A 26,226-nucleotide genomic window follows, 5' to 3' on the forward strand; every position below is an offset into this window, starting at 1 on the left:
TTATGATGGCCCGGATGATCCTTAACGCGCGTTTCGGGGCCGTGGCCGCGGCCTTGTGGGTGACGATCCAGGCCGCATCGGCGCAGACGAGCCCGCCCATGATGCGGCCAGGCGCACCGGCAGCAAGCACCGATGCGGCGACCTCGGGGCTGAGCGCCGAAATGTTCTACCAGTTGCTGCTGGGCGAGCTCAGCGCACGCAGCGACGACCCCGGCATGGGCTTCTCCCTGATGCTGGATGCGGCGCGCAAGAGCAATGACCCTGCCCTGTTCGAGCGCGCCGTCGAGATCGCCCTGCAGGCTCGCGCCGGCGAATCCGCCCTGCAGGCGGCGCAAGCCTGGAAGCAGGCCCACCCCGCCTCGCGCGAGGCCAACCGATACCTGCTGCAGATCCTGATCGCCCTGAACCGTCCGGCCGATACGGTGGAGCCTCTTCGGGCCGAGATGAGCCTGGCAACGCCCGCCGAGCGGCAGTCGGTGCTCACGGCGGTGCCCCGGCTGTACGCCCGCTTGAGCGACAAGAAGCAGGCGGTGCAGGTGGTCGAGCAGGCACTCACCGAGTGGCTGACCCGCTCCGAAACGACCGCCGCGGCCTGGGCTGCAGTCGGTCGGCTGCGGCTCGCCGCCGGGGACAACGCGGGCGCGCTCGCGGCTGCCAGCAAGGCGCACGCGGCGAATCCGGCCGCCGAGGGCTCGGCCCTGCTGGCGCTGGACCTGATGGACCCGCGCCAGCCACAGGCCGAGGCCATGGTGCGCCGGTACCTGGTGAGCGAGAAGCCTTTGCCGGAACTGCGAATGGCCTACGCCCGCGCGCTCATCGACGCCCAGCGCGTCACCGAAGCCAGCGACCAACTGCAGCGGGTCACCGCTGAGAAGCCGGAGCTGCCCGAGCCCTGGCTGCTGCTGGGCCTGGTGCAAGTACAGGAGAACCGGCTGGAACCCGCGGAAGCCTCGTTGAACCGGTACCTGCAGCTGCTGCAGGACGCCCGCGGCCCTGCTGCCGAACGCAGCCGCGGCCGGTCGCAGGCCTATCTGGCACTGGCGCAGATCGCCGAGAAACGCCAGGACCTGGCCGCAGCCAACGCGTGGCTGGACCGCATCGAAAACGCCCAGGAGCTGGTGAGTGCGCAGGCTCGGCGCGCGTCCATCCTGGCGCGGCAGGGCAGGCTGGAGGAAGGCCGCAAGCTGCTGCGCCAGCTGCCCGATCGCACGCCCGCCGACGCGCGCATGAAGCTCATGGCCGAGGTGCAGCTGCTGCGCGAGAACCGCCAGTGGAAGCAGGCCGGTGAACTGCTGCAACAGGCGGTCGCCAAAGAGCCGAGCGACGCCGAGCTGCTCTACGACCTGGCCATGGTGGCCGAAAAAACGGGTGACTTTGCGAGCACCGAGCGGCTGCTGCGCAAGGCCATCGACATCAAGCCCGACTTCCACCATGCGTACAACGCGCTCGGCTTCTCTCTCGCAGATCGCAACCAGCGTCTGCCCGAGGCTCGCCGACTGATCCAGAAGGCACTGGAGTTCGCCCCCGAAGATCCGTTCATCACGGACAGCCTGGCGTGGGTGGAATTCCGGGCGGGCAACAAAGCCGAGGCCCTGCGCCTCCTCGAACGTGCCTATCGGCAACGCCCCGACGCCGAGATCGCCGCCCATCTGGGCGAGGTGCTCTGGAGCCTGAACCAGCGTGAGCGGGCGCAGGCCATCTGGCGCGAAGGGCTGATGCTCAACCGCGAGAACGAGACGCTGCAGGAGACGCTCAAGCGCCTGCGGGTCAGCCTGTGACGCGCGGCCGCCGACAAGCGCTGCTGCTTCTGGTGGCAGCCGCCCTGGCGGGGTGCGCGAGTCCCCCGCGACGCCCCGCCAAGCCCGACCAGGGCTACTGGTCCGGTCGCCTGGGACTGCAGGTGCACGACGATCCGCCGCAGTCGATTTCAGCCGCCTTCGAGTTGCGCGGCTCGCCCGAGCAAGGCGAGCTGTCGCTCTTCACCCCTCTTGGTGGCACGGCCGCCATACTGAGCTGGGCCGCCGGCACGGCGCTGCTGCGAGAGCAAGGCAAGGAACCGCGGCGGTTCCCGTCGATCGACGCCTTGATCGCCGAGGTGCTCGGGGCACCGGTGCCGCTGGCTGCCCTCTTCGATTGGCTGGCCGGTCGTGCCACCATGGTGCCCGGCTGGACCGCCGACCTCTCCCGGCAAGGCCGCCTTCATGCGAGGCGAACGGAGCCGCTCCCAGCAGCCGACCTGCGCATCGTGCTGGAGACCCCGTGAAGGCGTTGTACGACGTACCCGCGCCGGCCAAGCTCAACCTCTTCCTGCATATCACCGGTCGACGCGAAGACGGCATGCACCTGCTGCAGTCGGCCTTCATGCTGGTCGACTGGCATGACACGCTGCACTTCGAACGCCGCGCCACCGCGGGCATCACCCGCGAAGATCTGTCCACGCCCCTGCCCGCCGATGATCTCTGCGTGCGTGCAGCCCGCGCGCTCCAGCAGGCGACCGGTTGCCACGAAGGCGTCCACATCGTCATCGACAAGCGCCTGCCCGCCGAGGCCGGCATGGGAGGTGGCTCGTCGGATGCCGCAAGCTGCCTGCTCGCGCTCAATCGCTTGTGGAGCCTGAACCTCGGCCAAGTCGAACTCGAACGCATCGGCCTCGCGCTTGGCGCCGACGTACCGTTCTTCCTGCGAGGGCGCAACGCTTGGGTCGAAGGCATTGGTGAACGCATCCAGGAACTCGAGCTGCCTCCCGCGCGCTTCGTCGTGGTCAAGCCGCCCGAAGGCCTCGCGACCGGCAAAATCTTTTCCGATCCGGAGCTGAATCGCTCCAGTGACGCTGCTATACTCTCGGGCTTTGCTGCATCGCCTTACGACTTCGGTCGCAACGATCTGCAGCCGGTCGCACAGAAGCTCTGCCCGGGCGTGACACAGGCCATCGAATGGCTCGGTTCGCAAGGTTTGCACGGCAGGATGACCGGCTCGGGAAGTGCGGTGTTCGCCAGGTTGCCGGAGGGCCAGTTGCCCTCCACCCCGCCAACGGGATGGCGCCTCGAGGTCTGCAGCAATATGGAGGCCCATCCTCTCGTGGGGTGGGCACCCAGCGACATGTCATCGGTGGGCGGCTGATTCAGCCGTCAACCTGTGTAGGGGAGTCGCCAAGTTGGTCAAGGCACCGGATTTTGATTCCGGCATGCGAGGGTTCGAGTCCTTCCTCCCCTGCCAAATGCATTAGGCAATAACGTTCGAGATCGCTGGCTCCTCTCATGCAGGCTGCACAAACTCCCGACTTCATGGTTTTCACCGGCAACGCCAATCCCGGATTGGCCGCCGAGATCGCGAATCACCTGGGGATCTCGCTGGGTGCCGCCACGGTCGGCCGTTTTTCCGACGGCGAAGTGACCGTCGAGATCAACACCAACGTGCGCGCTCGTGACGTGTTCGTCATCCAGTCCACCTGCGCCCCCACCAATGAGAGCCTGATGGAACTGCTGATCATGGTGGACGCGCTCAAGCGCGCTTCCGCCGAGCGCATCAGTGCCGTCATTCCCTACTACGGCTACGCCCGTCAGGACCGCCGCCCGCGGTCGTCGCGCGTGCCCATCTCGGCCAAGGTGGTGGCCAACCTGCTGCAGACGGTCGGGGTTTCGCGCGTGCTCACCATGGACCTGCACGCCGACCAGATCCAGGGCTTCTTCGACATCCCCGTCGACAACATCTACGCCTCGCCCGTGCTGCTGGCCGACCTGCGGCAGAAGAACTACAACGACCTGATCGTGGTGTCGCCTGATGTCGGCGGCGTGGTTCGCGCGCGGGCCCTGGCCAAGCAACTGGGCTGCGATCTCGCCATCATCGACAAGCGTCGGCCGAAGGCGAACGTCAGCGAGGTCATGCACGTGATCGGCGAGATCGAGGGGCGCAACTGCGTGATCATGGACGACATGATCGACACCGCCGGCACGCTGGTGAAAGCCGCCGAGGTGCTCAAGGAACGCGGCGCGCGCAAGGTCTACGCCTATTGCACGCACCCCATCTTCTCCGGCCCGGCCATCGACCGCATCTCCAAGGGGGCTGCGCTCGACGAGGTCGTGGTCACCAACACCATCCCGCTGTCCGACGACGCGCGTGCTTGCGGCAAGGTCCGCCAGCTGAGCGTCGCACCGCTGATCGCCGAGACGATCCAGCGTATCGCCAAGGGCGAGTCGGTGATGAGCCTTTTCTCGGATCAGGACAACCTGTTCTGAGTCAGCAGCGGCCCCGTCAACGGGGCCTTTTTCAACCGGAGTCACACTGGTCGCGGTGGACTCACGCAATCGGAGTCAGTCATGAAATTCGTCGCTTTTGAGCGCGCCAAGCAGGGAACGGGTGCGAGCCGCCGTCTGCGTATCACGGGCAAGACGCCCGGGATCGTCTACGGTGGCGATGGCCAGCCGCAACTGATCGAACTCGATCACAACGCGCTGTGGCACGCCCTGAAGAAGGAAGCCTTCCACTCCTCCATCCTCGACATGGAGCTCAACGGCCAGACCAGCAAGGTGCTGCTGCGTGATGTGCAGTACCACCCGTTCAAGCAGCTGGTCCAGCACGTGGACTTCCAGCGCGTGGACGCCCGCACGCGCCTGCAGAACAAGGTGCCGGTCCACTACGTGAAGGCCGACGAGTCTGAGGCCGTCAAGCTGGACCATTGCGTGGTCAACCACGTGATCTCCGAACTCGAGATCTCCTGCCTGCCCAGCGACCTGCCCGAGTTCATCGAGATCGATCTGTCGGGCCTGAAGAAGGGCCAGTCGCTCCACCTGGCCGAGGTCAAGCTGCCCAAGGGCGTGAACGCCGTCACCCGTGGCAAGAAGAACCCGGTGCTGGTGTCCGTGGTGGCCCCGGCCGCCGAGGAAGCTCCGGCCGAGGCCGCTGCCGCGCCGGCTCCCGAGGCCAAGAAGGGCAAGGGCAAGAAGTAATCCGAAGCGCCCGGCTGCCGCCTCTGGCAGCCTTGCCATCCCAGGCCCGCATCGCGGGCCTTTTTTTCATCTCTAATCCGGACCCATGATCAAGTTGTTCGTCGGCCTGGGAAATCCTGGCCCGGGGTATGAAGGCACGCGCCACAACGCGGGGTTCTGGTGGGTGGATGCGCTCGCCCGCGAGCTCAGGCTCGACCTGGTCAACGAGCGCGGCTTCCAAGGCCTCGCAGCCCGAGGCAACATCCACGGCCATACGCTGTGGCTGCTGGAGCCGCAGACTTTCATGAACCTCTCGGGTCGCTCGGTGGCGGCGCTGGCGCGCTTCTACAAGATCGCGCCGGAGCAGGTGCTGGTGGTGCACGACGAACTCGACGTGCCACCCGGCCAGGCCAAGCTCAAGTTCGGTGGAGGGCACGGCGGACACAACGGCCTGCGCGATATCCATGCCCAACTCGGCACCGCCGACTACTGGCGCCTGCGCCTGGGCATCGGCCACCCGGGCGTCAAGTCCGAGGTCACCGACTGGGTCTTGAAGAAGCCAGCGCCCGAGCAGCGCACCGCCATCGAGGACTGCATCGACCGCACGCTGAAGGCCTTTCCAGCCATGGTTGCGGGTGAAATGGACAAGGCCACGCTGCTGGTCCACACCCACAAGCCCGCGCGGCCGAAGCCGCCGCGCCCCGAGGGGGTCTGACCGCTTTTTTTGCTACTTCCAGGGAGTCCGAGAATGAACGCACGACGAGGCGTCACCATCGTGCTGTTGGCCAGCCTGCCGGCATGGTCGCAGCCCATCTATCGCTGCGGCGACACCTATGGCCCGCAGCCTTGCGAAGGCGGGCGCCAGGTTGAAGCGGCGGACCCGCGCACCGCCGGTCAGCAGGCGCAAACCGAGACCGCGGCGCGCCGGGATGCCCGACTGGCCGAAGGCCTGCAGCGCGAGCGCCTTCAAAAAGAGGCGCGCCTGGAGGCGGAACAGCGGCGCATGGGCACGACCGGCAGCAAAGGCACGGCACCGATCGCTTCGTCCTGGGATGAGCTCGACTTCGACCTCAAGCCTCGTGGCAAGCAGCCAATCTTCGTGGCGCGTGTGCCGGGAAAGCCCACCCAGGCGGCCGCGAAACCCCGAACTGCCGCAACCGCCAAGCAGACCGAGCGCAAGCGCTGATGCGGGACTGAAGCGACTGCGCCGTGGCCCGGTCCATGCGAGGCGGCATCAAGGCGCCGCGCGCAGCCGCTGGAACTTGCGCCAGAGGGAGTCCTTGTCCTCGACGTGCTCTGGATGGACTGGAATGCAGGCCACAGGGCAGACCTGCACGCACTGCGGTTCGTCGAAATGCCCGACGCACTCGGTGCACTTGTTGGGATCGATCTGGTAGATCTCCGGCCCGAGTGAAATGGCTTCGTTCGGGCACTCGGGTTCGCAGACGTCGCAGTTGATGCATTCGTCCGTGATCATCAGCGCCATGCGGAAAGCCCCCTCGAGAAACGACTTGGCATTATCCCGCGCGAATCACGTCGGTTGCTCCTCGAGCGCTTCATCACCCTGGTCGCGACTCTGATTGGCACGCGGTCGAATGTTCGGGCCGGAAGCCGCAGGCCGCGGCGCGCTCAACCACGTGCGAGGCTTTGCACCTTCTGCGTGAGGCGGACCTGCACGCTGGACGAGACGAACTTGTCGGTCTCGCCGCCCAGCACCGCGATTTCGCGCACGAAGGTGCTGCTGATGAACTGGTACTTGTCGCTGGGCGTGAGGAACACCGTCTCGACGTCGGGCATGAGGCTGCGGTTCATGCCGGCCAGTTGCGATTCGTAGTCGAAGTCGGTGACCGCACGCAGCCCGCGCACCATGGCCTTGGCACCGCGTGCGACAACGAAGTCGCGCATCAATCCGGAAAAGCTCTCCACCTCGACGTTCGGCAGCGCGTGCATCGCCTCGCGTGCCATGTCGATGCGCTCCTGCAAGGTGAACATGGTCTTCTTGTGGTGCGCCGCCGCCACGGCGACGATCACCTTGGAGAAGAGCCCGGTCGCCCGCCTCACCACGTCTTCGTGGCCCAGCGTCATGGGGTCGAAGGTGCCGGGATACACGGCGATCACTGGGCGGTCCATGGTGCTTCTCCTGGCTCTGGGGTGCGGATTATGACGAGGGCTCCAGCGCGGGCAGCGGCCGACGCAGCAGGTGGGCGTGGACAGCCCCGGCGCGCAGGTGCCGCTCCAGCGCCAGGCCGTGCGCCGCCACCCGCTCGGCGGCCCAGGCCTCGGGTGCCTCCAGGTAAAGCCATCCACCAGGACGCAACAGTGCGGCCGCCGAAGGCAGCACCTTGTCGTGCAGGCGGGCATCGAACGGGGGATCGAGCAGCACCAGGTCCTGTGAGCCGGACGCCAGCGAGGGCAGCAACGTGACTGCGTTGCCGCGCCGCACGGTCACCGTCTGGCCGGCGCCCTGCAGCCGCTCGACCAGCGCGCGCAGGCCGTCGACCAAGGCGGCATCCTGCTCGATGAGCAGCACCCGCGCCGCCCCGCGCGAAGCCGCCTCCAGCCCGAGGGCGCCGGTGCCGGCGAAGGCGTCCACCACCTGCCAGCCGCCGAGGTCCTGGCCCAGCCAGTTGAAGAGGGTCTCGCGCACGCGGTCGGGCGTGGGCCGAAGGCCGGGCCGGTCGGCGACCGCAAGCCGGGTGCGTTTCCACTGGCCACCGATGATCCGCACCTCCTGGGGTGCTTGACGGGACTGGGTGTTCGGGGTCGCGGCGGGCCGCCGCGTGGTTGAAGCCATGGCCGCGAGCTTACGCGCGGGGCCCGACAAGCCGGGGCAGCGAGTGGACAAAAAAAAGCGCGGTGGTGAACCGCGCTGAAGCTGCCTCTTTCTCCCTCTTTCTTATCCTGGGTGCCCTCTCCTTGGCTAGAACCTTGGTGTGACAGGTCGGCGCCGATTCTGCTTGCGAAAGCGCCCGTTGCGACTCATCGGCCCTGTCAGCGATGACAGCCGTCAGTGAAAGCCCAGCGGTCAGCGCGGCGAGGCGGCGCCCAGGACCACGGTGACCATGCGGTCAGGGTGCAGCTTGCGCTGGAAGGCTTCGCGCACCTGTTCGGCTGTCACCGCGCGCACCTGTCGCGGCCAGGTGTCCAGGTAATCCAGCGGCAGGTCGTGCCAGGCGATCGCCGCCACGTTTTCCAGCAGCTTTCGGTTGCTGTCCAGGCGCAGGGCGAAGCCGCCCACGAGGTAGTCCTTGGCCGCCTTGAGTTCGGCCTCGGTCGGGCCTCGTTCGACGAAGCGCGCGACCTGCTCGCGCACCACTTCGACCGCCTGCGCGGCCTGGTCCGGCCGCGTCTGCAGCCCGACGGTGAACGCGCCGGCGTGAAGTCCGGGCGAGAAGTAGCTGTACACGCTGTACGAAAGCCCGCGCCGCTCACGTACTTCGGTCGAGAGCCGGGAGACGAAGCCGCCGCCGCCGAGGATGTAGTTGCCGACCAGCAGCGGGAAGTAGTCCGGGTCGCTGCGCTTGTAGCCGGGCTGGCCGATCAGCACATGGGCCTGGGCCGAGGCGAAGGGAATGTCCAGCTTCGCCGGCTGGGTGAGCGCCGGCACGTCGGGCACCGCCGGCAACGGCTGGCACCCCGCCGTCCCCGCCGGCATGCGGGCCAGCAGCTGCCGAGCGATCTGGTCGGCCCGGGGACGATCCACCGCACCCACGATGCTCACCTTGGCACGGCAGGGCTGCAGGTAGCGGGCATGGAAGGCACGCATGTCGTCCACGGAAATGGCGGCCAGGCTGGTGGCGGTGACCTCGCCGCCGTAGGGGTGCCCGCCGTACACCGCCGCGCGGAAAGTCTTGCCGGCCACGGTGGCGGGCCGCGTGTCGGCCTCGCGGATTGCCGCGATCGCCCGTTCGCGGTCGCGCTGCCAGACGTCCGCCGGGAACGCCGGCTCGCCGAGCTGGCGGGCCGCCAGGGTCACGGCGCGGGACAGCAGGTCGGGGTCGGTGAGCGAGCGCAGGGTGAAGCTCATACGGTCGCTGCCGGCGCTGCCGCCGAAGCCGGCACCCAAGTCGGCCCAGGCCTCGCTGACCTGGTTCTCGTCCATCGCGCCTTCATAAGGCGCGGCGGGCCCGGAGCGGCTGGGGTCGGCCGCCAGCAGGCCGTTGCCGGACTGGCTGGCGGTAACGCTGGCCAGTCCGACCTGCCCACGCGGGTCGCGGCGCGCGCCGGCATCGAAATCGATCTGCACGTCCACCATGGGAAGGGTGTGCGCCTCGACGAGGTAGATGCGGGCGCCGCTGTCCTGCACCCAGTGCTGGATCGGCAGCGCGGCCCAAGCGACCGGTACGGCGCACAACAGGGTGGCGGCGAGCAGGGTCCGCCACAGGCTGGCTGCGGCGGAGCGATTCGAAGAGGTTTTCATGGGGTGAGAGTCCTGGGTGTTCAGTGCCGGGCGCCGGGCGGCGGCTGCCGGGGCGCGGCGGGCTTTTCCAGCGGCAGCGGCCGCAGCGTGCCGATGGTCAGCTGGTCGTCGCCGAAGTAGCGGGCGGCCACGGCCTGCACCTGCGCTGGCGTGATGTCGCGCAGGCGCCGGATCAGGCGCTCGCCGGAATCCAGCGGCAGCCCGTAGGCCCAGTAGGCGCCGAGCTCACGCGCCTGGCTGAAGATCGAATCGAGCTTGTAGACCTCGGCGGCGATCCATCGCGTCTTCACCCGCTGCAGCTCGGCCTCGGTGATGCCTTCGCGCGCCACGCGATCGACTTCGGCCCGCAGCGCCGCGCGCACCTGTTCGGGCGTCTTGCCTGGCGCGGGCACACCGGTCAACGTGAACAATTGCGGGCCGCGGCCCCACAAGCCGTTGGACGCACCGACGCTATCGGCGACGCGGTCGGCGCCCTGGGTCAGCGCGCGAGGCAGCCTGGCGCCGCCATGGCCATCGAGCACGGCGTCGAGGACCGAGAGCGCCAGCGCGTCGTCGTTCTCGCGCGTGGACTCGAACGAGGTCAGGCGCGGCACCTTGAACTGCATGGCGGTGAAGGCCTGGTCGGCCGGCGCCTTGATCTCCACCTGTCGCGGGCCACGCTGCGGGGGCTCGCCCTGCGGCTTGCGCGGTGGCACCGGGCGCGCCGGGATGCGCCCGTAATGGCGCTCGGCCAGCTTCAGCACCTCGGCCGGGTCGACATCGCCGGCCACCACCACTGCCGCGTTGGCCGGCGTGTACCAGCGCCGGTAAAAGGCACGGGCGTCCTCGGGTGTCATCGCCTCCAGGTCGCTCATCCAGCCGACGATGGGGCGCCGGTAGGGCGAGGCCAGGAAGGTGGTGGCGTTGAGCACCTCGAACATGAGCGCACGGGGTGAATCCTCCACGCGCAAACGGCGTTCCTCCTTCACCACTTCCAACTCGCGGCGGAATTCATCGTCCGGCCACTGGTTGTTGGCGAAGCGGTCGGCCTCCAGCCGCATCACATCCTCCAGCCGCTCTGCCGGGATCTGCTGGTGGTAGCCGGTGTAATCACGCGCGGTGAAGGCGTTGTCGGTGCCGCCCAGGGCGGCCACCCGGCGGGAGAACTCGCCCGGCTTGAGCTCCTGCGTGCCCTTGAACAGCATGTGCTCCAGCACGTGGGCGACGCCACTCTGGCCATCGTCCTCGTCCATCGAACCGACCCGCAACCAGACCATGTGCACGGCCGTCGGCGCGCGGCGGTCCGGCTTGACGATGAGCGTCATGCCATTGGACAAGGTGAACTGGCGCACCTCGGCAGCGCCAGTGGGCGTGGTGGATCCGGCGGGCGGCGGCGGTAGTGCGGGCTGGGGGTTCGCGGGCAACGGCGCCAGGGCCACGGCCCACGCCAGCAAGCCGCCGCCCACAAGGCTCTGCAGGGTTCGTTTCATAGAATCGTCTGAGTTCAAAAGACCGATCGATGTTCAGTTTCTTCCGGAAAAAACAGCCGCCTCCCCCGCCGCCGGCACCCGCGCCGGTGCTCGACACCACGCCCGCCCCCGCCCCCTTACCGGCGCCCATACCCGCTCCGGCTCCGGCGTCCGCTCCTGTCGAGCCGCCTCCGGCGCCGGCGCCGATCGTTGCGGCACCCGAGCCCGCGCCGGTCGCCCCGCCACCTGCGGCGCCGATTCCGTCGGCCCCCGAACCCGTGGAGTCCAGCTTGCCTTCGGGAGGGCTGATCGGCAGCCAGCTGGTGCGCTCGATGGACATCCCGGTGGCGGCGCCACCCGAGGTCGCCCCCGAGCGGCAGGGCTGGTTCGGCAAGCTCAGCGTGGGCTTGCGCAAGACCGGAGCGAGCCTGTCGCAGGTGTTCACCGGCGGCCAGATCGATGATGCCCTGTACGAGGAGCTCGAGTCGGCCCTGCTGCTGGCCGATACCGGTGTGGCCGCCACGGAATGGCTGCTGGCGGAGGTCAAGCGCAAGGTGCAGGCCACCGGGGCCACCCGCCCGGTACAGGTGCGCAACATCCTGGCGGACGTGCTCACCCAGCTCTTGCTGCCACTGCAAAAGCCGCTGGTGATCGGCGAGCACCAGCCCACGGTGATCATGGTCGCCGGCGTCAACGGCGCGGGCAAGACCACCTCCATCGGCAAGCTCACCTGGCACCTGGCGCGCGAGAACGCCACCGTGCTGCTGGCAGCGGCCGACACCTTCCGCGCGGCAGCGCGCGAGCAGCTGTCCGTCTGGGCCGACCGCAACAAGGTCGAGATCGTGAGCCAGGAAGGCGGCGATCCGGCCGCCGTGAGCTTCGACGCGGTCAGCGCCGGCCGCGCTCGCGGCAAGGACGTGGTGCTGGTCGACACGGCCGGCCGCCTGCCCACCCAGCTGCACCTGATGGAAGAGCTCAAGAAGATCAAGCGGGTGGTGCAAAAGGCCGACGCCAGTGCGCCGCACGAAGTGATCCTGGTGATCGACGGCAACACTGGTCAGAACGCCCTGGCCCAGGTCAGGTCCTTCGACGCCGCGCTGGGCCTCACCGGACTGGTCGTCACCAAGCTCGACGGCACGGCCAAGGGCGGCGTGCTGGCCGCCATCGCCAAGGAGAAGCCCGTGCCGGTGTTCTTCATCGGCGTCGGCGAGAAGCTCGACGACCTGCAGACGTTCAACGCCCGCGAGTTTTCGCTGGCCCTGCTGGGCCAGGCCTGAGTCAGCGCGCGAGCCGCACCCGCGCCAGCACGCTCAGGCCATCCACGGCCAGCACCATCACGAGCATGACGACCAGCACGGCCCCGGTTTCGGGCATCTGGAACAGGCCCAGGTGGAAGGCCAGCATCTGGCCCAGCCCGCCCGCGCCGACCACACCGAGCACGGCGGCGGCGCGGATGTTGTTCTCCCAGCGGTAGAGCGTGTAGCTCACCAGCTGCGGCAGCACCTGCGGCAAGGTGGCATAGAGCAGCACCCGCCCCTCGGCCACGCCGCGCACGCGCAACGCGAAGCCGGGCCCGGCCGGTGCGTTTTCGATGGCTTCGGCGAAGAGCCGACCCAGCACGCCGGTCGTGTGCAGCGCCAGGGCCAGCGTGCCGGCCATCGGCCCCAGCCCGGCCGCCACCAGCAGCAGCGCCGCCCACATCAGCTCCGGCACGCTGCGCAGCGCATTCAGCAGCAGCCGCGTGGCCCCGCGCCAGCGCGCGCGGTCCTGCGCATGGGTGCGGCTGGCCGGCAGCGCCAGCAGCAGGCCCGCGACGGCCGCCAGCAGGGTGCCGACGACCGACATCGCCAGCGTCTCCAGCGCGGCCGGCCAGAGCCGCGCCAGGAAGGCGGCATCGGTGCGCGGGGCCAGCAACTCGGCGGCGAAACGCCCCATGCGGCCCAGGGCGTCGCCGGAGAAAAACCGGCCCCACTGCAGGTCCAGCGACCAGAAGCTCAGGATGACCAGGACCAGCGCGCCCGCGGTGAACCAGCAGGCGCGGCAGCGGGCGCTGAACAGCGGTGGCGGCAGCCGGAACACTTCGTTGGCGGCGGGCGGGCGCGAGGGCATCGTCATGCGCCTACCCCAGGCTGCGCCGCAGGAAGGCACTGAGGCGGTCCGTCGCCGCCACCAGCCCGACGAAGACCAGCAGCACGGTGGCCACCTCGGAGCCGTTGAACATCTTCATGGACTGGTCCATCTGCTGCCCCAGGCCGCCGGCGCCGACAAAGCCGAGCACGGCCGAGGAGCGGATGGCGCATTCCCAGCGGTACACGGTGTAGCTGGTCAGCTCGGCACCGTTCTGCGGCAGCAGAGCGTAGAAAAAGGCCTGCATGCGGCCGGCACCATTGCGCAACAGCGTGGTCGTGGCGTGGCGGTCGCCGCTTTCCAGAATGTCGCCGTAGACCTTGCCCAGCATGCCGCCGTAGGTGAGCGCGATCGCGAGCACGCCGGCGGTGGGGCCCAGCCCCACGACCCGCACGAACACCAGTGCCCAGATCAGTTCGGGCACGCTGCGCAGCACCACCAGCACGCCGCGCACGGCCCAGCGCAGCGCAGACGGTACCGGCGCCATGCGGCCGGCGAGCCCCGACACCGACAGGCTGCGCACCGAGGCCAGGGCGAGCGGCACGGCCAGCAGCAGGCCGAGCGTGAGCCCGGCAGTGGCGATCGCGACCGTGCGCCAGGTCTCCCGCGCCACCAGGGCCAGGAACTCGGCATCGAGCCGGGGCGGCAAGAAGTCGGCCAGGAAGCGGCCCGATGCCCGCAGGGCGTCCGGCTCCAGCAGCTCCCAGGGCCGGAACTCGGCCAGCTGCAGCAAGGGCCACAGCACCACGGCCGCGAGCAGCAGCCCGGTGACGCGCCCGCGCCAGGCGGGATCTCGCGGCACCGGGGCCAGGGCTGTGACGGTGCTCATGCGCCTGTCAACGGCAGTGCATGGTGACCGGGCCGGCGACGTCGTCGGGCTCGATCCGCGGTGCCGCGCCGGCAAGCTCGTCCGGCCGCTGGGCGTAAAGGGCCTGCAGGTGCGCCGGGCTGACCTGCGCCGCGGGCAGGTCGAAGGCGACGCGGCCCTGCTGCATACCGACCACGCGGGGGAAATGCGCCAGGGCCATGGGCACGTCGTGCATCGTGCAAACCAGCGTCGCACGCTGCTCGCGCGCAGCGCTGGTGAGGCTGGCCAGTGCCTGGCGGGCCCGGGTGGGGTCCAGCGCCGACAGCGGCTCATCGACCAGCAGCAGGCTTGCACGGGCCAGCAGCGCCCGCGCCAGACCGACACGCTGGCGCTCGCCGCCGGACAGTCGATCGACCCGGGCGAACAGCTTGTCGGCCAAGTCGAAGCGTTCCAGCGCCGCGTCGGCCTCGGCGATGCCCACGGGATAGAACAGGCTGCGCACGCTCTGCCACAGGCTCATGCGGGGCAGCCGACCGGCGAGAACCGCCGTCACCACCCGCTGGCGCGGCGGCAGCGGCGGCATCTGCGGCGCCAGGAAAAGCGTGCCCCGCAGGCGTTGCAGCGCGCGGTGGGAAAGCCGCCACGGATCGGCGTCATCGAGCAGCAAACTGCCCGCCTGCGGGCGCAAGGCGCAGGCCAGCGCTTGCAGCAGCGTGGTCTTGCCCGCGCCCGACGGGCCGATGACGGCCACATGCTCGCCGGAGTGCAACTGCAGGTCCACGCCCGTGAGCGCGTGCCCGGCGGTTCTCGACGCGGCGGGGTGCGCGGCCGACAGCTGCCGCAGCTCGATCCTCACGCCCACGCCCTTCTCACTTCAGCAGCCCGGCGCTGCGAGCCGCCGACTCGATGCCCTTGTAGTTCTCGACCTGCGTGGGGATGAAGCGGGTGGCCCGCTGCAAGTCCAGGATCTCGCGTCCCTGCGGCGTGCCGGGCGAGAGTTCGAGGAAGGCCTTGAGCAGCGCCGCGCGACGGGCCGCCGGCATGTCGGCATGGACCGACCAGTTGTAGTCGTAGTAGGCCGGCGTGGTGAAGAACACGCGGACGCGCTTCGCATCCACCTTGCCATCGGCGACCAGCTTCTCCCAGACCGAGATGTTGAGCGCGCCGGCGTCGACCCGGCCGGAGGCGACGGCGGCCACGGTGGCATCGTGCGCGCCCGAATAGGCGACGCGGCGCAAGTCGCGGTCGGGGTCCAGCCCGGCGGCGAGCAGGAAGCTGCGCGGCATCAGGTGCCCCGAGGTGCTGGAGGCCGAGCCGAAGCTCATCGTCTTGCCCTTGAGGTCGGCCAGCGAGCGGATGCCCTCGTCGGTCGTGATGAAGACCGAGCGGAACTTCTCGTCCTCCTCGCGCTGCACCAGCGGCAGCACCTTGCCGCCAGAGCGCTGGTGGGCCTGCACGAAGGTGAAGCCGCCGAACCAGGCCAGGTCGACCTGCTTGTTCACCAGCGCCTCCACCGCGGCCGCGTAGTCGGTCACCGGGGTGAATTCGACCTTCATGCCCAGCCGCTGCGACAGGTAGCTGGCCAAGGGCGCGGACTTGCGCGCGAGCTCGGTCGGCGACTCGTCCGGAATCGCGGTGATGCGAAAGACGGGCTGCTGGGCCAGGGACAGAACGGGGGCGCCGGCCAGGGCGCAAGCCAGCAGGGCGCGGCGGGAAACCAGGCGGTTCATGACGCGGGACTCGTGTAGACGGGAAGCCGGCGATTACACCCCAAACGCGCCCATCGCCCTGGCGAGGGCCGCCATTCCCGCATCCAGGCGCCCGGCACCTGGCGCCGCCGGGCTTGGGTATAACCGCGGCATGCCCCGCCCGTCGCTCGTCATCGTCAGCCCCGCCCTGGCGAGCGCCAACAACGGCAACTGGCAAACGGCCCAACGGTGGCGCCACCTGCTGTCCACGCGCTTTCCCGTGCGCATCGTGCAGCACTGGGATGCCGCCACCGGGTCCGGCGACGACCTGATGCTGGCCCTGCACGCGCGGCGCTCGGCCGACTCGGTACGGGCCTGGGCGCAGGCGCGAAGCGCCCGTGGCCTGGTGCTGGTGCTGACCGGCACCGACCTTTACCAGGACATCCATTCCGACCCCGCCGCGCAGGCGTCGTTGAAATGGGCCGAGCGCCTCGTCGTGCTGCAGGACCAGGGGCTCGACGCCCTGCCCGAAGCAGGCCGCGCCAAGGCCCGCGTGATCTACCAGTCGACCACCGCCCGCGTGCCACTGGACAAGACCGCCGCCAGGCTGCGCGCGGTGATGGTGGGGCACCTGCGTCGGGTGAAGAGTCCTGAAACGCTTTTCGAGGCGGCGCAACTGCTCGGCGCCGACGAGGGCATCCTGATCGACCACATCGGAGGCGCCGACGAGCCGGCCTACCGGGCACAGGCGCAGGCCACCCAGGCCGCCTGCCCCCACTACCGCTGGCTCGGCCCGCTGCCCCACGGCCGGACACGCCAGACCATCCAGCGCGCCCATTTGCTGGTGCACACGAGCGCGATGGAGGGCGGCGCCCACGTGATCATGGAAGCCGTGCGCAGCGGCACGCCGGTGCTGGCCTCCCGGGTTCCCGGCAACGTGGGCATGCTGGGGCTCGGCTACGGCGGCTACTTCGAGCCCGGTGACTCGGCCGGCCTCGCCGCGCTGCTGCGACGGTGCCGGCAGTCCCAGCTGTCGGCGCAAGACCCGTCGGGCGCCCTGCTCGGGTGGCTGCAACGACAATGCGACGAACGCGCGCCGCTGTTCGCGCCCGAAGCCGAGCGCGCCGCTTTGCTCCAACTGATCGAGGAACTGCATCCATGACCACCCCGCCTGCCTCCACCAACGAGCCCCGCCTCACCTCACTCTCTCATGGCGGCGGCTGCGGCTGCAAGATCGCGCCGGGCGTGCTGTCCGAGATCCTCAAGGGAACGGCCCGCATGCCGGTTCCGCCGCAGCTGCTGGTGGGCATCGAAACCGCCGACGACGCCGCGGTCTACCAGCTCAACGACGAGCAGGCACTGATCGCGACCACCGACTTCTTCATGCCGATCGTGGACGACCCGTACGACTTCGGCCGCATCGCCGCCACCAACGCCATCTCCGACGTGTACGCCATGGGCGGTCAACCGATCATGGCGCTGGCCCTGGTGGGCATGCCGATCAACGTGCTGTCGACCACCACCATCGGCCGCATCCTCGAAGGCGGCGAAACGGTCTGCCGCGCGGCCGGCATCCCGATTGCCGGCGGCCACACCATCGACTCGGTGGAGCCGATCTACGGTCTCGTGGCCCTCGGGCTGGTGCATCCGCGCCAGGTCAAGCGCAACGCCGACGCCCGCCCGGGTGACGTGCTGGTGCTGGGCAAGCCGCTGGGCGTCGGGGTGCTCTCGGCGGCGCTGAAGAAAGAGGCACTGGATGCCGCGGGCTATGCCCGCCTGATCGACACGACCACCCGCCTGAACACCCCTGGCCCCGAACTGGCCCGGCTGCCCGGCGTCCATGCCCTGACCGACGTGACCGGCTTCGGGCTCGCCGGCCATGCCCTGGAGCTGGCGCGCGGGGCTCGCGCCGGCATCGAACTGGACTGGGCCCGGGTGCCGCTGCTGGACGGGGTGAAATCGCTGGCCGCCGACGGACTGGTGACCGGCGCTTCGAGCCGCAACTGGGCCGGCTATGGCGCCGACATCGCCCTGCCGCAGGGGTTCGGCCCGGCCGACCAGGCTTTGCTGAGCGATCCGCAAACCAGCGGCGGCCTGCTGGTCTCGTGCGAACCCGGGGCGGTCGAGGCCGTGCTGTCCGTGTTCCGCGTCCATGGCTTCGAGCAGGCCGCGGTGATCGGGCAGGTGGTCTCCGGCGAGTCGCCGCGCCTGCGGGTGCGCTGACTCAGGCGCCGATCACGTTCGAGCGGACCCACTCGGCGTAGCCTTCGCTGCTGTCCAGCTGCTGCCACACCAGTTGGGGCAGTTCGTACGGATGGTGCTGCGCCAGAAAGGCCTGCAGCTGCGCCAGCAGCCGAGGCAGCGACTTGATCGTGAGCCGCCACTCGCGATCGGCATGAGATGCGCCATCCCAGCGGTAGTGCGAAACCAGCCCACCGTCCACCTGCACGCAAGCGGCCAGCCGGGCCTGCACCAGCTCCCGCGCCAGGCGCTGGGCATCCAGCTCGGACCCGACCGTGGTGGTGAGGCTGAGGATCGAATTCACGGTCATGACGTCTCCTTTCGGGGTGGAACTTGTGGCTTAGCACTCTCTCAAATCGAGTGCTAACATGATGACGAACTTGAAAGGATCCCTCGGCATGTCCACTTCCGCAGGAGCTCCCGGCACCGGATTGGCCTTGGCCAACCCCTGGGCCATGGTGCCCCCTTTGGGCAACCTGGACGCCTACATCAGCGCCGTCAACCGGCTGCCACTGCTCAGCCCCGAAGAAGAGCAAGACTGCGCCCGCAAGCTGCGCGACCATAACGACCTCGAGGCCGCGGGGCGGCTGGTCTTGTCGCACCTGCGCTTGGTGGTCTCGGTGTCGCGCAAATACCTGGGCTACGGCCTGCCCCATGGCGACCTGATCCAGGAGGGCAACATCGGCCTGATGAAGGCCGTCAAGCGCTTCGACCCCGACCAGGGCGTGCGGCTGGTGAGCTATGCACTGCACTGGATCCGGGCGGAAATCCACGAGTACATCCTGCGCAACTGGCGCATGGTCAAGGTGGCCACCACCAAGGCGCAGCGCAAGCTGTTCTTCAACCTGCGGTCCATGAAGCAAGGCTTCAAGGACGAGGCGGATGCGCCTACCCACCGCGACACGCTGACCGATGCGCAGATCGAGGTGATGGCCCGCGAGCTGAACGTCAAGCGCGAAGAAGTGATCGAGATGGAAACGCGCATGGCCGGTGGCGACGTGCTGCTCGACCCCGCGCCCAACGACGATGGCGAAGAAGGCTTCGGGCCGATCGCCTATCTGACCGACATGAGCCATGAGCCGACCGCGGTGCTGGAGTCGCAGCAGCGGGACCAGCTGGCGACCGACGGCATCGCCGCCGCCCTGGAGCAGCTCGACCCGCGCAGCCGCCGCATCGTCGAGCAGCGCTGGTTGCGCGTGAACGACGACGGCTCGGGCGGCATGACGCTGCACGAGCTGGCCGCCGAGTACGGCGTGTCGGCCGAGCGCATCCGCCAGATCGAGGCGGCGGCCATGAAGAAGATGAAGAAGGCCCTGAGCGCCTACGCCTGATCGCCTGGCCGCAGGGCTTACGGCCCCACCTGTCATGAAGCCCGGCTGAGCCCGGGCTTTTTTTGCGGCACCATCGGCGGGTGGCCTGCATCCGTTTCATCCTGTTTCTTCTGACGACGGTTTCGCTGCATGGCCTGGCCATTGCGGCGGGCTCGTCCGGGCCGGCACCCCAGGTGCCTCCATCGCTATCACAGGCCACGGCGTGGGTGGACCCCCACGGTTCGCTGGACATCGACGCCGTCGTCTCGCGCGCCGGGTCGCTGCAGTGGGGTCACCTGGATCCGCAGCGCGCCTGGCGCTTGAACGACCAGACCCTGTGGCTGCAGTTCGAGGCCACCACACCGGCCGCCAGCCGCTGGTTCCTCGTCCTGAAGCACCCGGCCGTCGACCGGATGCAGCTGTACTGGCGTGGCGCCGACGGCCGCTGGGTCGTGCAGACCGCCGGCCAGCAGCTGCCGGTGAGCGAGTGGTCGATACCGGGCCGGGTGCCGACCTTCGAGCTGGCACCGCCGGGCCAGACCGCGCGCTATTGGGTCCGGCTGGAGCGTGATCACTCCCACCTGAGCCTGCCGCTGGCGCTGCTGAGCCAATCTGAACTGCTACAGGAGCGAGCCCACGAGCAATTCCTGCTCGGCGGCTACTTCGGCATCCTGCTCGTGCTCATCCTGGGCGCGCTCGCCCTGGCCGCGGCGTACCGGGAGCGCAAGTTCACCGCCTTCGCCGCCTATATCGTGGCGCTGACCGCGGTGCAGCTCGTCGTGCTGGGCGTCGGTGCGCAACTGCTCTGGGCCGACCAGCCTCACTGGAACGCCATGGCTCGCCTGGCCGTGCCCGGGCCGGCCGCGGCCGCCGGCCTGTGGTTCGTGAAGGTCCTCACCGAGCCGGCCCGGTTCTCGCGCGCCCTCGACCTGGCCTGCAGCGCCCTGTTGGCCGCCCTGCTGGCGGCGGTCGCGGTCAACGCGTCCGTGGCCACGCGTGCGAGCTTCGTCCTGGTGACGCTGCTGATGGCGGCCGCGGTGCCGCTGGCGCTCTCGCTGCTGGTGCTGGCGTGGCGTCGGGGTCGCGATCCGTACATCCGCACCATCACGCTCGGGTTCACGCCGGTCCTGGCGGCTGCCGCCATCCCCCTGCTGTATTCCGTCGGCCTGCTGCCCAACACCGCCCTGGCCAGGCACGCGCTGACGATTGGCACGGCCATCCACCTGCCGATCATCTATTTCGTCCTGAGCCGGCGCGCCTTGCGCCGCAGAGAAACCGGGCTGCGCGCGCAGCAACTGCACCATGCCGACGCGCTCACGGGCCTGTTCGACCGCGAGTCCACCCTGCAGCGCCTGGACGAGGCCATCCGGCGGGCGATCGGGCAGCGGCACTTGTGCGCGGTGCTGGGTGTGCGCCTGACCAACCTGGAGACGCTGGAGGAGGACCTCGGCCGTAGCACCGCGGAGCGGGCCCTGGTGGTGGCGGCCTCCATCCTGCGCGGCGCCGGTGGCGACCTCGACGTGGCGGGGCGGGTCGGCGAACGCGACTTCGTGCTGCTGCTGGAGGGCCCGACCCATGGGCCGACCGCCATCTCGCGTGCGCAGCAGATCGTGGCGCAAGGGCTGCAGCACGCCCCGGTGCTGCCGCCCAACACCGACCTGAAGTTCCACGTGGCGGTGATCCTGCTGCCCGATGGCGAGCTCGATGCCCCGCGCTGCCTGCAGTGGCTCGCACAAGCCTGCGATGCCATGCGCGCCGACCCGCGACGTGCGATCCGCGCCCTGAACTTCTAGGTTGCCGATGAGGGAATTGCCCCTGGCTTGAGCTCTGCGGCAGCGGTTAGCATCAACCTCGTGGACGGCCCCGTGGCCGCACCCGTTGTTCGTCACTCGATCGCAGGAGACCCATGTCGCACAAGCTCTCGCGCCGGCACCTCGTCGCGCTTCCCCTGGCCGCTTTCGGCGCGCCCGCCCTGGCCCAGAACCAGCCCGCCGCCGCCCCTGCGCGCAGCGCCCCCCCCGCCACGCCGGCACGTCCGGCTGCCGCGTCCGCACCTGCCGACTGGCCGTCCCGGCCGGTGCGCATCGTCGTCGGCTTCCCCGGCGGCTCATCGCCCGACCTCACGGCTCGCACCATCGCCGAGCCCCTGTCGAAGGCGCTGGGTCAGCCCGTCATCGTGGAGAACCGGGTGGGCGCCGGGGGCAACATCGCGGCCGACGTGGTGGCCAAGGCCACCGACCAGCACACCCTGGGGCTGATGATCAACGGCAACATGACCATCGCCAGGCTGCTCAACCCCAAGGTGCCTTTCGATCCCCAGCGCGACTTCGCGCCCATCAGCCTGATCGGCACCGCGCCCCTGCTGCTCACCGCCCCGGCCGATGGCCCCGGCAAGACGGCCCTCGACTTCTTCGTGGCCGCGCGCAATGCCGGTGACAAGTGGAGCTACGGCACGCCCGGCGTCGGCACCGTCGGCCACATCGGCATGGAGTTGCTCAAGACCAAGACCAACATCAACCCGGTGCACGTGCCCTACCCCGGCAACCCGCAGGTGATCAACGCCATGCTCAGTGGCCAGATCCAGCTGGCGCTGCTGCCCATCGGCCTGGCCCTGCCGCAGGTGCGCGCTGGCAAGCTGCGGGTGATCGGCGCGACATCACTGGGCCGCAGCCCGCTGGCGCCGGAATACCCCAGCCTGGACGAACAAGGCGCCACGCGCGGGTTGCAACTGGAAGTCTGGAACGCGATGGCCGCGCCGGCCAGCATGCCGCGGCCCCTGGTCAACCGCCTGTCCGGCCTGATCAGCGACATCGTCCGCAGCCCGGACGTGCGCGCCAAGCTGTTCCAGCAGGGCTGGCAGGTGGCCGGCACCTCCCCTGAAGGCCTGGCCAACCGCATCAAGTCCGACACCATGCTGCTGGGCGGCGTGATCGCGATGCGGGGCATCAAGGCGGAGTGACCCCCCGCGCAGGGCGCCATGCCCTGCGCACCTGCGTGCTCGGAGGGGGGCCGCTCAGGCCCCTTTCAACAACGAACGCACGTCGTCGGCCATGGCCTGTGCGCCGCTGCCATAGCGCGAATACAGGCGCAAGCGGCCCTTCGGGTCGTAGATGAAGCTGGCGGCCGAATGGTCCATGGTGTAGCTGCCCGGCGTCTTGCCTTCGACCTTCTTGAAGTAGACCTTGAAGTCCTTGGCCACCTGCGCCGTCTCCTCCGGCGTGCCGCGCAGGGCCACGATGCCCGGGTCGAAATTGGCGACGTAGGACTTGAGCACCTCGGGCGTGTCGCGCTCCGGATCCACGGTGATGAACACGCCCTGCAGGCGATCACCATCGGGGCCGAGCAGCCGCTTGGCCTCGGCAATTTCGCCCAGCGTGGTGGGGCAGACGTCGGGGCACTGGGTGAACCCGAAGAAGACCACCACCGCTTTCCCGGCGAACTCCCCCAGGCTGCGGCGCTGGCCGTGCTGGTCGGTCAGCTGGAAGTCACGGGCGTAGTCCACGCCGGTGATGTCCACGGCCTTGAAGGCGGGCTTGGACTGGCCACACGCAGCCAGCGCGGTGGCGGTGGCGGCGAGCAGCAGGAAGGAACGGCGTTCGATCATGGCGACAACAGGTAGTGGTCCAGGAGCAGTGCCGCGAACAGCACGCTGAGGTGGACCAGGGAGAAACGGAAGGTGCGTCGGGCCAGGGCGTCCGAGTAGGCCCGCCACAGGCGGAAGGCGTACACGCAGAACGCGCCACTGAGCACCACGGCGGCCAGCAGGTACAGCCAGGAACTCATGCCGTAGGCGAAGGGCAGCAGGCAGGCCGCGAACAGCACCAGCGTGTACAGCAGGATCTGCAGGCGCGTGAACTCGTTGCCGTGCGTGACCGGCAACATCGGCAGGCCCGACTTGCGGTAGTCCTCCACCCGATACAGCGCCAGGGCCCAGAAATGCGGCGGCGTCCAGAGGAAGATGATCAGGAACAGGATCAAGGCCGGAGGGCCGACCTCGCCGGTCATGGCCGTCCACCCCAGCACCGGCGGCATGGCGCCCGAAGCGCCACCGATCACGATGTTCTGCGGCGTGAGCGGCTTCAGCACCACGGTGTAGATGACCGCGTAGCCCACGAAGGTGGCGAAGGTCAGCCACATGGTGAGCGGATTGACCCACTGGTACAGCACCCACGAGCCGGCTGCGCACAGCACTGCCGCGAACGCGAGGGTCTGCCAATCCGACAGCTCGCCGCGCGCCGTGGGCCGCCAGGCCGTGCGGCGCATGCGCGAGTCGATGCCCTTTTCCACCAGACAGTTGAAGGCGGCCGCCGCGCCGGCCACCAGCCAGATGCCCAGGCAGGCGACGAGGGCCAGACGCAGCTCGCGCCAGTCGGGCAGGCCCGGCACGGCCAGCACCATGCCGATCAGGGCGCAAAAGACGATGAGCTGCACCACGCGCGGCTTGGTCAGCGCATAGAACTGGGCCACGCGATTCATGGGCGCACCTCCGCGGCCACGCCCTGCGAGCGCGGCACAGCCTGGGCGGCCCGGCTGCCATACCAGGCCCAGGTGAAGATGACGACCAGGGCCGCCGCGCCACCCGTGTGGGCCACGGCGGCCACGAGCGGCCAGCCCAGCACCACGTTGCTCAATCCGGTGACCAGCTGCCAGACGGCGCCGACGATCATCCAGCGCCCGGGCCGCGACAGCCCCGCATGCGACAGCCGCCAGCCCAGCACGACCAGCAAGGGCAACAGGGCATAGGCCACCAACCGGTGAACGTAATGGATCGCGGTGAGCGCGGCGAAGGTGATGTGCTCACCGGACCCGGTGCGACCCAGCTCACGCCAAAGCTCGAAGCCGGCCTGGAAGTCCATGGCCGGCCACCAGCTGCCCTGGCAGGTGGGAAAGGTGGTGCAGGCCAGGACCGCATAGTTGGTGCTGACCCAGCCGCCCAGCGCCACCTGCAACCACAGCAAGCCGAAGCTTGCCGCCAGCATCGAGCGCAGCCCCGGGGAAATCGCCAGCGGCGCCAGGCCTCGATGCGCGTGCGAATAGGCCATGGCCTGCCGGCACAACAGCGCCAGCAGCACGAGGCCGCCCATCAGGTGCAGGGTGACGATGATCGGCTGCAGTTTCATGGTGACCGTCAGCGCGCCGAAGGCGCCCTGCACGCAGACCCAGACCAGGGTCACCATCGGCCACAGGGGATGCACGGGCAGCTCCCGCCGGCGCAGCCAGCTCACCCAGGCCAGCACCAGGATCAGGACACCCACGCCCGATGCCAGGTAGCGGTGGACCATCTCGATCCAGGCCTTGGTGTGGGTGACCGGCCCGGTTGGCATGGCGGCCTGGGCCTGGCTGATCTGCGCATGTGCGCCGCGCGGACTGGCGGCGCCATAGCAGCCGGGCCAGTCCGGGCAACCCAGGCCGGAGTCGGTCAGCCGGGTGAAGGCACCGAACAGCACGAGGTCGAAGGTCAGGAACAAGGTGAGGACGGTGAGCGCCGCCAGGCGCTGCGGCATGGGCGCCCGCTGCTGTCGCAGCCAGATCCAACCCAGCGGCGCGAGTGCGATCAACACCCCGAGCAGCATCAGGTGCAGCGCCGGGCTCAAGTCGTAGAGGGCCACGCCGTCGGCCATCACGGGCGCCCCGCCTGGTCCCACGAAGCCGAGCCTCGCATCAGCCGTTCGAGATCGCGCCGCGCCTTGGCGGCCGACTCGGCGTCCAGCCGCGCGGGCAGCCGCATCATCCAGTTGCCCATCGGGTCGACGATGTAGAGGTGGTCGGCCAGCCGCTGCCCTGGCGCCGGCTGCAGCCAGGCCGCGAGCAGGCCCGCATCGACCCGCAGCACGTGGGCCTCGGCCAGCGCGGGCATCAGCGTCCCGGGCACGTTCGCGGCGTCGTCGACCAGCCAGACGCGGTCGACGCGGTCCTTGTCGCGACCCAGCGATTCGCGCAGCTGGCGCTGCAGGTACAGGTTGCTTTCGCAGACGCTGTCGCAGGCGCCGCCGCCCACGGTCAGCAGCAGCCACTGTCCGCGCAAGCTGGGCAGCGGCACGGGCTGGCCGTCGAGCGTGGTGGCCGTGAGCGCCGGGAGTGGGCGCTGCGGCTCGATCAGCTCACCGAAATTGCGGCGGCCCTCCGGCCGCACGAAGTAGTAGGTGAAGTAGGAGGCGACAACCGGGGCGGCGCAGACCAGCATCACCACCAGCATCTTCCATCGGCCCAGCCGCGTGCGGCGTGCGTCGACCCCCGCCGCTTCGACCGGGTTGGGCAGCGAGTGCACCGTGAAATCGAGCGGCCGGTCAGGCCGACCGGGGGCGGCGTCGCCGGGGAGCGATGAATTGGAACCAGACATACAGGATGAAGATGAGGGCGCACAGGGCCCACCACTGAAAGGCATAGCCCAGGTTCTTGCCGGCCGTTCCGGCAGGCTGCGGCCAGTCGCGCAACAAGCCTTCCGAGGCTTTGCCGGTCTGCTGCACCGACACGGCCATGAGGGGAAGGCCGGTCTCGGCACGGAACGCGGGCAGGTCGAGATTTTGCCGGATGGGTCCGCCCGGGGCCTCGGCGAACTCATAAAGCTTAGCCGGTGGGGGGGCGATGCGGCCGCCGACCGTGACCTCACCCGGCGGTGTCTGCACCGGCGGCAGCCGCTCGCGCTCGACAAAGTTGCGCGGCACCCAGCCACGCTGCACCAGCACCACGGCGTCGGCCCCCGATAGCCGCAGCGGCGTGACCACGTAAAAGCCCGGCCGTCCCTGCATCTGCCGGTTGTCCAGGAAGACGGTGTGTTGCGCGACCCATTGACCGCGCAACTGCACGCGGCGGTGCAGGAGGTCGCCTGGATCGGCGCGCGCGAGCTGGCCTGCATCCAGCGATGGCTCGCTTTCGCGCGCGCGAATGGCGGCTTCAAGGCCGAGCTTCTGCTGCGCACGGGACCATTGCCACTGCCCAAGGGCCAGCGTCGCCGCGATGCCCAGCGCGGCGGCCAAGGTGAGCGCCCAGAAGCGCCAGCTCCTCACGAGGGGCACCGGATAATCCTCGGCATGAAAGTGCTCCTGATCGCGCTGGCCTTCGCGGCCATCATCGGCAGCCTCGCGGCTGCCTTGTATTTCATGATGAAGGAGGGTGAAGGCGACAAGCCGAAGAGCGGGCACATGGCGCGAGCTCTCGCGTTCCGGGTGGGCTTCTCGATCCTGCTGTTCATCTGCATCCTGCTTGCCTGGAAGTTCGGCTATCTGAGGCCCACCGGCATCCCGCTTTCGGGCTGATCC

Annotated in this window: 29 protein-coding genes and 1 tRNA gene; 15 read left to right on the top strand and 15 right to left on the bottom strand. The window is 69.4% G+C overall.

Annotation, left to right across the window (positions count from 1 at the left end; genetic code table 11):
- The first annotated feature begins 14 nt into the window (after positions 1-14).
- The 8 genes from JI739_RS17265 to JI739_RS17300 all read left to right on the top strand — a co-directional run bounded on the left by JI739_RS17265 (position 15) and on the right by JI739_RS17300 (position 6,111).
- On the top strand, positions 15-1,778 hold the full coding sequence (locus tag JI739_RS17265) for a tetratricopeptide repeat protein (RefSeq protein WP_201685183.1): 1,764 nt from the start codon (positions 15-17) through the stop codon (positions 1,776-1,778).
- Between the two features lie 32 nt (positions 1,779-1,810).
- Positions 1,811-2,263, top strand: a complete 453-nt coding sequence (locus JI739_RS17270) for an outer membrane lipoprotein LolB (protein WP_354003745.1) — start codon at positions 1,811-1,813, stop codon at positions 2,261-2,263.
- Entirely contained in the window at positions 2,260-3,120 is an 861-nt protein-coding gene (gene ispE / locus JI739_RS17275; protein ID WP_201685185.1) for a 4-(cytidine 5'-diphospho)-2-C-methyl-D-erythritol kinase, read from the top strand. Before JI739_RS17270 ends, ispE begins: the two co-directional genes overlap by 4 nt.
- Before the next feature lie 19 nt (positions 3,121-3,139).
- Positions 3,140-3,216 (top strand) — tRNA-Gln (locus JI739_RS17280).
- A 41-nt stretch (positions 3,217-3,257) separates the two neighbouring features.
- On the top strand, positions 3,258-4,235 hold the full coding sequence (locus JI739_RS17285; protein WP_201685186.1) for a ribose-phosphate pyrophosphokinase: 978 nt from the start codon (positions 3,258-3,260) through the stop codon (positions 4,233-4,235).
- Positions 4,236-4,316: 81 nt separating this feature from the next.
- Positions 4,317-4,946, top strand: a complete 630-nt coding sequence (locus JI739_RS17290) for a 50S ribosomal protein L25/general stress protein Ctc (RefSeq protein ID WP_201685187.1) — start codon at positions 4,317-4,319, stop codon at positions 4,944-4,946.
- 85 nt (positions 4,947-5,031) lie between these two features.
- The gene (gene pth / locus JI739_RS17295) at positions 5,032-5,640 is read left to right on the top strand and encodes an aminoacyl-tRNA hydrolase (protein WP_201685188.1); all 609 of its coding nucleotides are present in this window, start codon (positions 5,032-5,034) and stop codon (positions 5,638-5,640) included.
- Between the two features lie 33 nt (positions 5,641-5,673).
- Positions 5,674-6,111 carry a hypothetical protein gene (locus JI739_RS17300; RefSeq protein WP_201685189.1) on the top strand — a complete coding sequence of 146 codons (438 nt, stop codon included), beginning with the start codon at positions 5,674-5,676 and terminating at the stop codon, positions 6,109-6,111.
- 48 nt (positions 6,112-6,159) lie between these two features.
- On the opposite strand, the gene JI739_RS17305 is transcribed toward JI739_RS17300, so the two are convergent.
- The 5 genes from JI739_RS17305 to JI739_RS17325 form a co-directional block, all read right to left on the bottom strand.
- Entirely contained in the window at positions 6,160-6,411 is a 252-nt protein-coding gene (locus JI739_RS17305) for a YfhL family 4Fe-4S dicluster ferredoxin (RefSeq protein ID WP_201685190.1), read from the bottom strand.
- Positions 6,412-6,554: 143 nt separating this feature from the next.
- A complete protein-coding gene (gene coaD, locus JI739_RS17310) occupies positions 6,555-7,055 on the bottom strand; it encodes a pantetheine-phosphate adenylyltransferase (protein WP_201685191.1) in 501 nt (166 codons plus the stop codon).
- Between the two features lie 28 nt (positions 7,056-7,083).
- Positions 7,084-7,719: a 16S rRNA (guanine(966)-N(2))-methyltransferase RsmD gene (rsmD, locus tag JI739_RS17315; RefSeq protein WP_201685192.1), complete on the bottom strand. Its 636-nt coding sequence runs from the start codon at positions 7,717-7,719 to the stop codon at positions 7,084-7,086.
- Between the two features lie 231 nt (positions 7,720-7,950).
- Entirely contained in the window at positions 7,951-9,345 is a 1,395-nt protein-coding gene (locus JI739_RS17320; protein ID WP_201685193.1) for a M16 family metallopeptidase, read from the bottom strand.
- Positions 9,346-9,365: 20 nt separating this feature from the next.
- Positions 9,366-10,814 carry a M16 family metallopeptidase gene (locus tag JI739_RS17325; protein ID WP_201685194.1) on the bottom strand — a complete coding sequence of 483 codons (1,449 nt, stop codon included), beginning with the start codon at positions 10,812-10,814 and terminating at the stop codon, positions 9,366-9,368.
- A gap of 29 nt (positions 10,815-10,843) precedes the next feature.
- Between JI739_RS17325 and ftsY the strand changes: the two genes are divergently transcribed.
- On the top strand, positions 10,844-12,070 hold the full coding sequence (gene ftsY, locus JI739_RS17330) for a signal recognition particle-docking protein FtsY (protein WP_201685195.1): 1,227 nt from the start codon (positions 10,844-10,846) through the stop codon (positions 12,068-12,070).
- A gap of 1 nt (position 12,071) precedes the next feature.
- Here ftsY and phnE read toward each other — a convergent pair whose 3' ends face one another.
- The 4 genes from phnE to JI739_RS17350 are packed head-to-tail and all read right to left on the bottom strand — an operon-like array spanning position 12,072 to position 15,458.
- Positions 12,072-12,902: a phosphonate ABC transporter, permease protein PhnE gene (phnE, locus tag JI739_RS17335; protein WP_201685433.1), complete on the bottom strand. Its 831-nt coding sequence runs from the start codon at positions 12,900-12,902 to the stop codon at positions 12,072-12,074.
- Positions 12,903-12,912: 10 nt separating this feature from the next.
- Entirely contained in the window at positions 12,913-13,749 is an 837-nt protein-coding gene (locus JI739_RS17340; RefSeq protein WP_201685196.1) for a PhnE/PtxC family ABC transporter permease, read from the bottom strand.
- Between the two features lie 7 nt (positions 13,750-13,756).
- Entirely contained in the window at positions 13,757-14,584 is an 828-nt protein-coding gene (locus JI739_RS17345; RefSeq protein ID WP_201685197.1) for a phosphonate ABC transporter ATP-binding protein, read from the bottom strand.
- A 13-nt stretch (positions 14,585-14,597) separates the two neighbouring features.
- Positions 14,598-15,458: a putative selenate ABC transporter substrate-binding protein gene (locus JI739_RS17350; RefSeq protein WP_201685198.1), complete on the bottom strand. Its 861-nt coding sequence runs from the start codon at positions 15,456-15,458 to the stop codon at positions 14,598-14,600.
- Between the two features lie 130 nt (positions 15,459-15,588).
- On the opposite strand from JI739_RS17350, the gene senB reads away from it, so the two are divergent.
- A complete protein-coding gene (senB, locus tag JI739_RS17355) occupies positions 15,589-16,578 on the top strand; it encodes a selenoneine biosynthesis selenosugar synthase SenB (RefSeq protein WP_201685199.1) in 990 nt (329 codons plus the stop codon).
- Positions 16,575-17,639 carry a selenide, water dikinase SelD gene (gene selD, locus JI739_RS17360; protein ID WP_201685200.1) on the top strand — a complete coding sequence of 355 codons (1,065 nt, stop codon included), beginning with the start codon at positions 16,575-16,577 and terminating at the stop codon, positions 17,637-17,639. Before senB ends, selD begins: the two co-directional genes overlap by 4 nt.
- Position 17,640: 1 nt before the next feature.
- Here the strand turns inward: selD and cutA are convergent, their stop codons facing one another.
- Positions 17,641-17,967, bottom strand: a complete 327-nt coding sequence (gene cutA / locus JI739_RS17365) for a divalent-cation tolerance protein CutA (RefSeq protein WP_201685201.1) — start codon at positions 17,965-17,967, stop codon at positions 17,641-17,643.
- 88 nt (positions 17,968-18,055) lie between these two features.
- Between cutA and rpoH the strand changes: the two genes are divergently transcribed.
- From rpoH to JI739_RS17380, 3 genes are all read left to right on the top strand, one after another.
- Complete coding sequence (gene rpoH, locus JI739_RS17370; RefSeq protein ID WP_201685202.1) at positions 18,056-18,988, top strand: RNA polymerase sigma factor RpoH; 933 nt, start codon at positions 18,056-18,058, stop codon at positions 18,986-18,988.
- Positions 18,989-19,068: 80 nt separating this feature from the next.
- On the top strand, positions 19,069-20,760 hold the full coding sequence (locus tag JI739_RS17375) for a sensor domain-containing diguanylate cyclase (protein WP_201685203.1): 1,692 nt from the start codon (positions 19,069-19,071) through the stop codon (positions 20,758-20,760).
- A 113-nt stretch (positions 20,761-20,873) separates the two neighbouring features.
- Positions 20,874-21,926, top strand: a complete 1,053-nt coding sequence (locus tag JI739_RS17380; RefSeq protein WP_201685204.1) for a Bug family tripartite tricarboxylate transporter substrate binding protein — start codon at positions 20,874-20,876, stop codon at positions 21,924-21,926.
- Positions 21,927-21,980: 54 nt separating this feature from the next.
- Here the strand turns inward: JI739_RS17380 and JI739_RS17385 are convergent, their stop codons facing one another.
- From JI739_RS17385 to JI739_RS17405, 5 genes are read right to left on the bottom strand one after another with little or no spacing between them, the layout of a single operon-like run.
- Positions 21,981-22,571, bottom strand: coding sequence for an SCO family protein (locus JI739_RS17385; RefSeq protein WP_201685205.1), 591 nt, complete (start codon positions 22,569-22,571; stop codon positions 21,981-21,983).
- Entirely contained in the window at positions 22,568-23,443 is an 876-nt protein-coding gene (cyoE, locus tag JI739_RS17390) for a heme o synthase (protein WP_201685206.1), read from the bottom strand. The genes JI739_RS17385 and cyoE overlap by 4 nt, the downstream gene beginning before the upstream one ends.
- Positions 23,440-24,588: a COX15/CtaA family protein gene (locus JI739_RS17395; RefSeq protein WP_201685434.1), complete on the bottom strand. Its 1,149-nt coding sequence runs from the start codon at positions 24,586-24,588 to the stop codon at positions 23,440-23,442. Before JI739_RS17395 ends, cyoE begins: the two co-directional genes overlap by 4 nt.
- Complete coding sequence (locus JI739_RS17400) at positions 24,588-25,307, bottom strand: SCO family protein (RefSeq protein WP_201685207.1); 720 nt, start codon at positions 25,305-25,307, stop codon at positions 24,588-24,590. The genes JI739_RS17395 and JI739_RS17400 overlap by 1 nt, the downstream gene beginning before the upstream one ends.
- Positions 25,255-25,944, bottom strand: a complete 690-nt coding sequence (locus JI739_RS17405; RefSeq protein ID WP_236589830.1) for an SURF1 family protein — start codon at positions 25,942-25,944, stop codon at positions 25,255-25,257. Before JI739_RS17405 ends, JI739_RS17400 begins: the two co-directional genes overlap by 53 nt.
- Positions 25,945-25,998: 54 nt before the next feature.
- Between JI739_RS17405 and JI739_RS17410 the strand changes: the two genes are divergently transcribed.
- Positions 25,999-26,223 carry a twin transmembrane helix small protein gene (locus JI739_RS17410; RefSeq protein WP_201685209.1) on the top strand — a complete coding sequence of 75 codons (225 nt, stop codon included), beginning with the start codon at positions 25,999-26,001 and terminating at the stop codon, positions 26,221-26,223.
- Positions 26,224-26,226: the final 3 nt, after the last annotated feature.

The sequence above is a fragment of the Ramlibacter aurantiacus genome (assembly GCF_016722895.1).
GTDB classification, from domain to species: domain Bacteria; phylum Pseudomonadota; class Gammaproteobacteria; order Burkholderiales; family Burkholderiaceae_C; genus Ramlibacter; species Ramlibacter aurantiacus.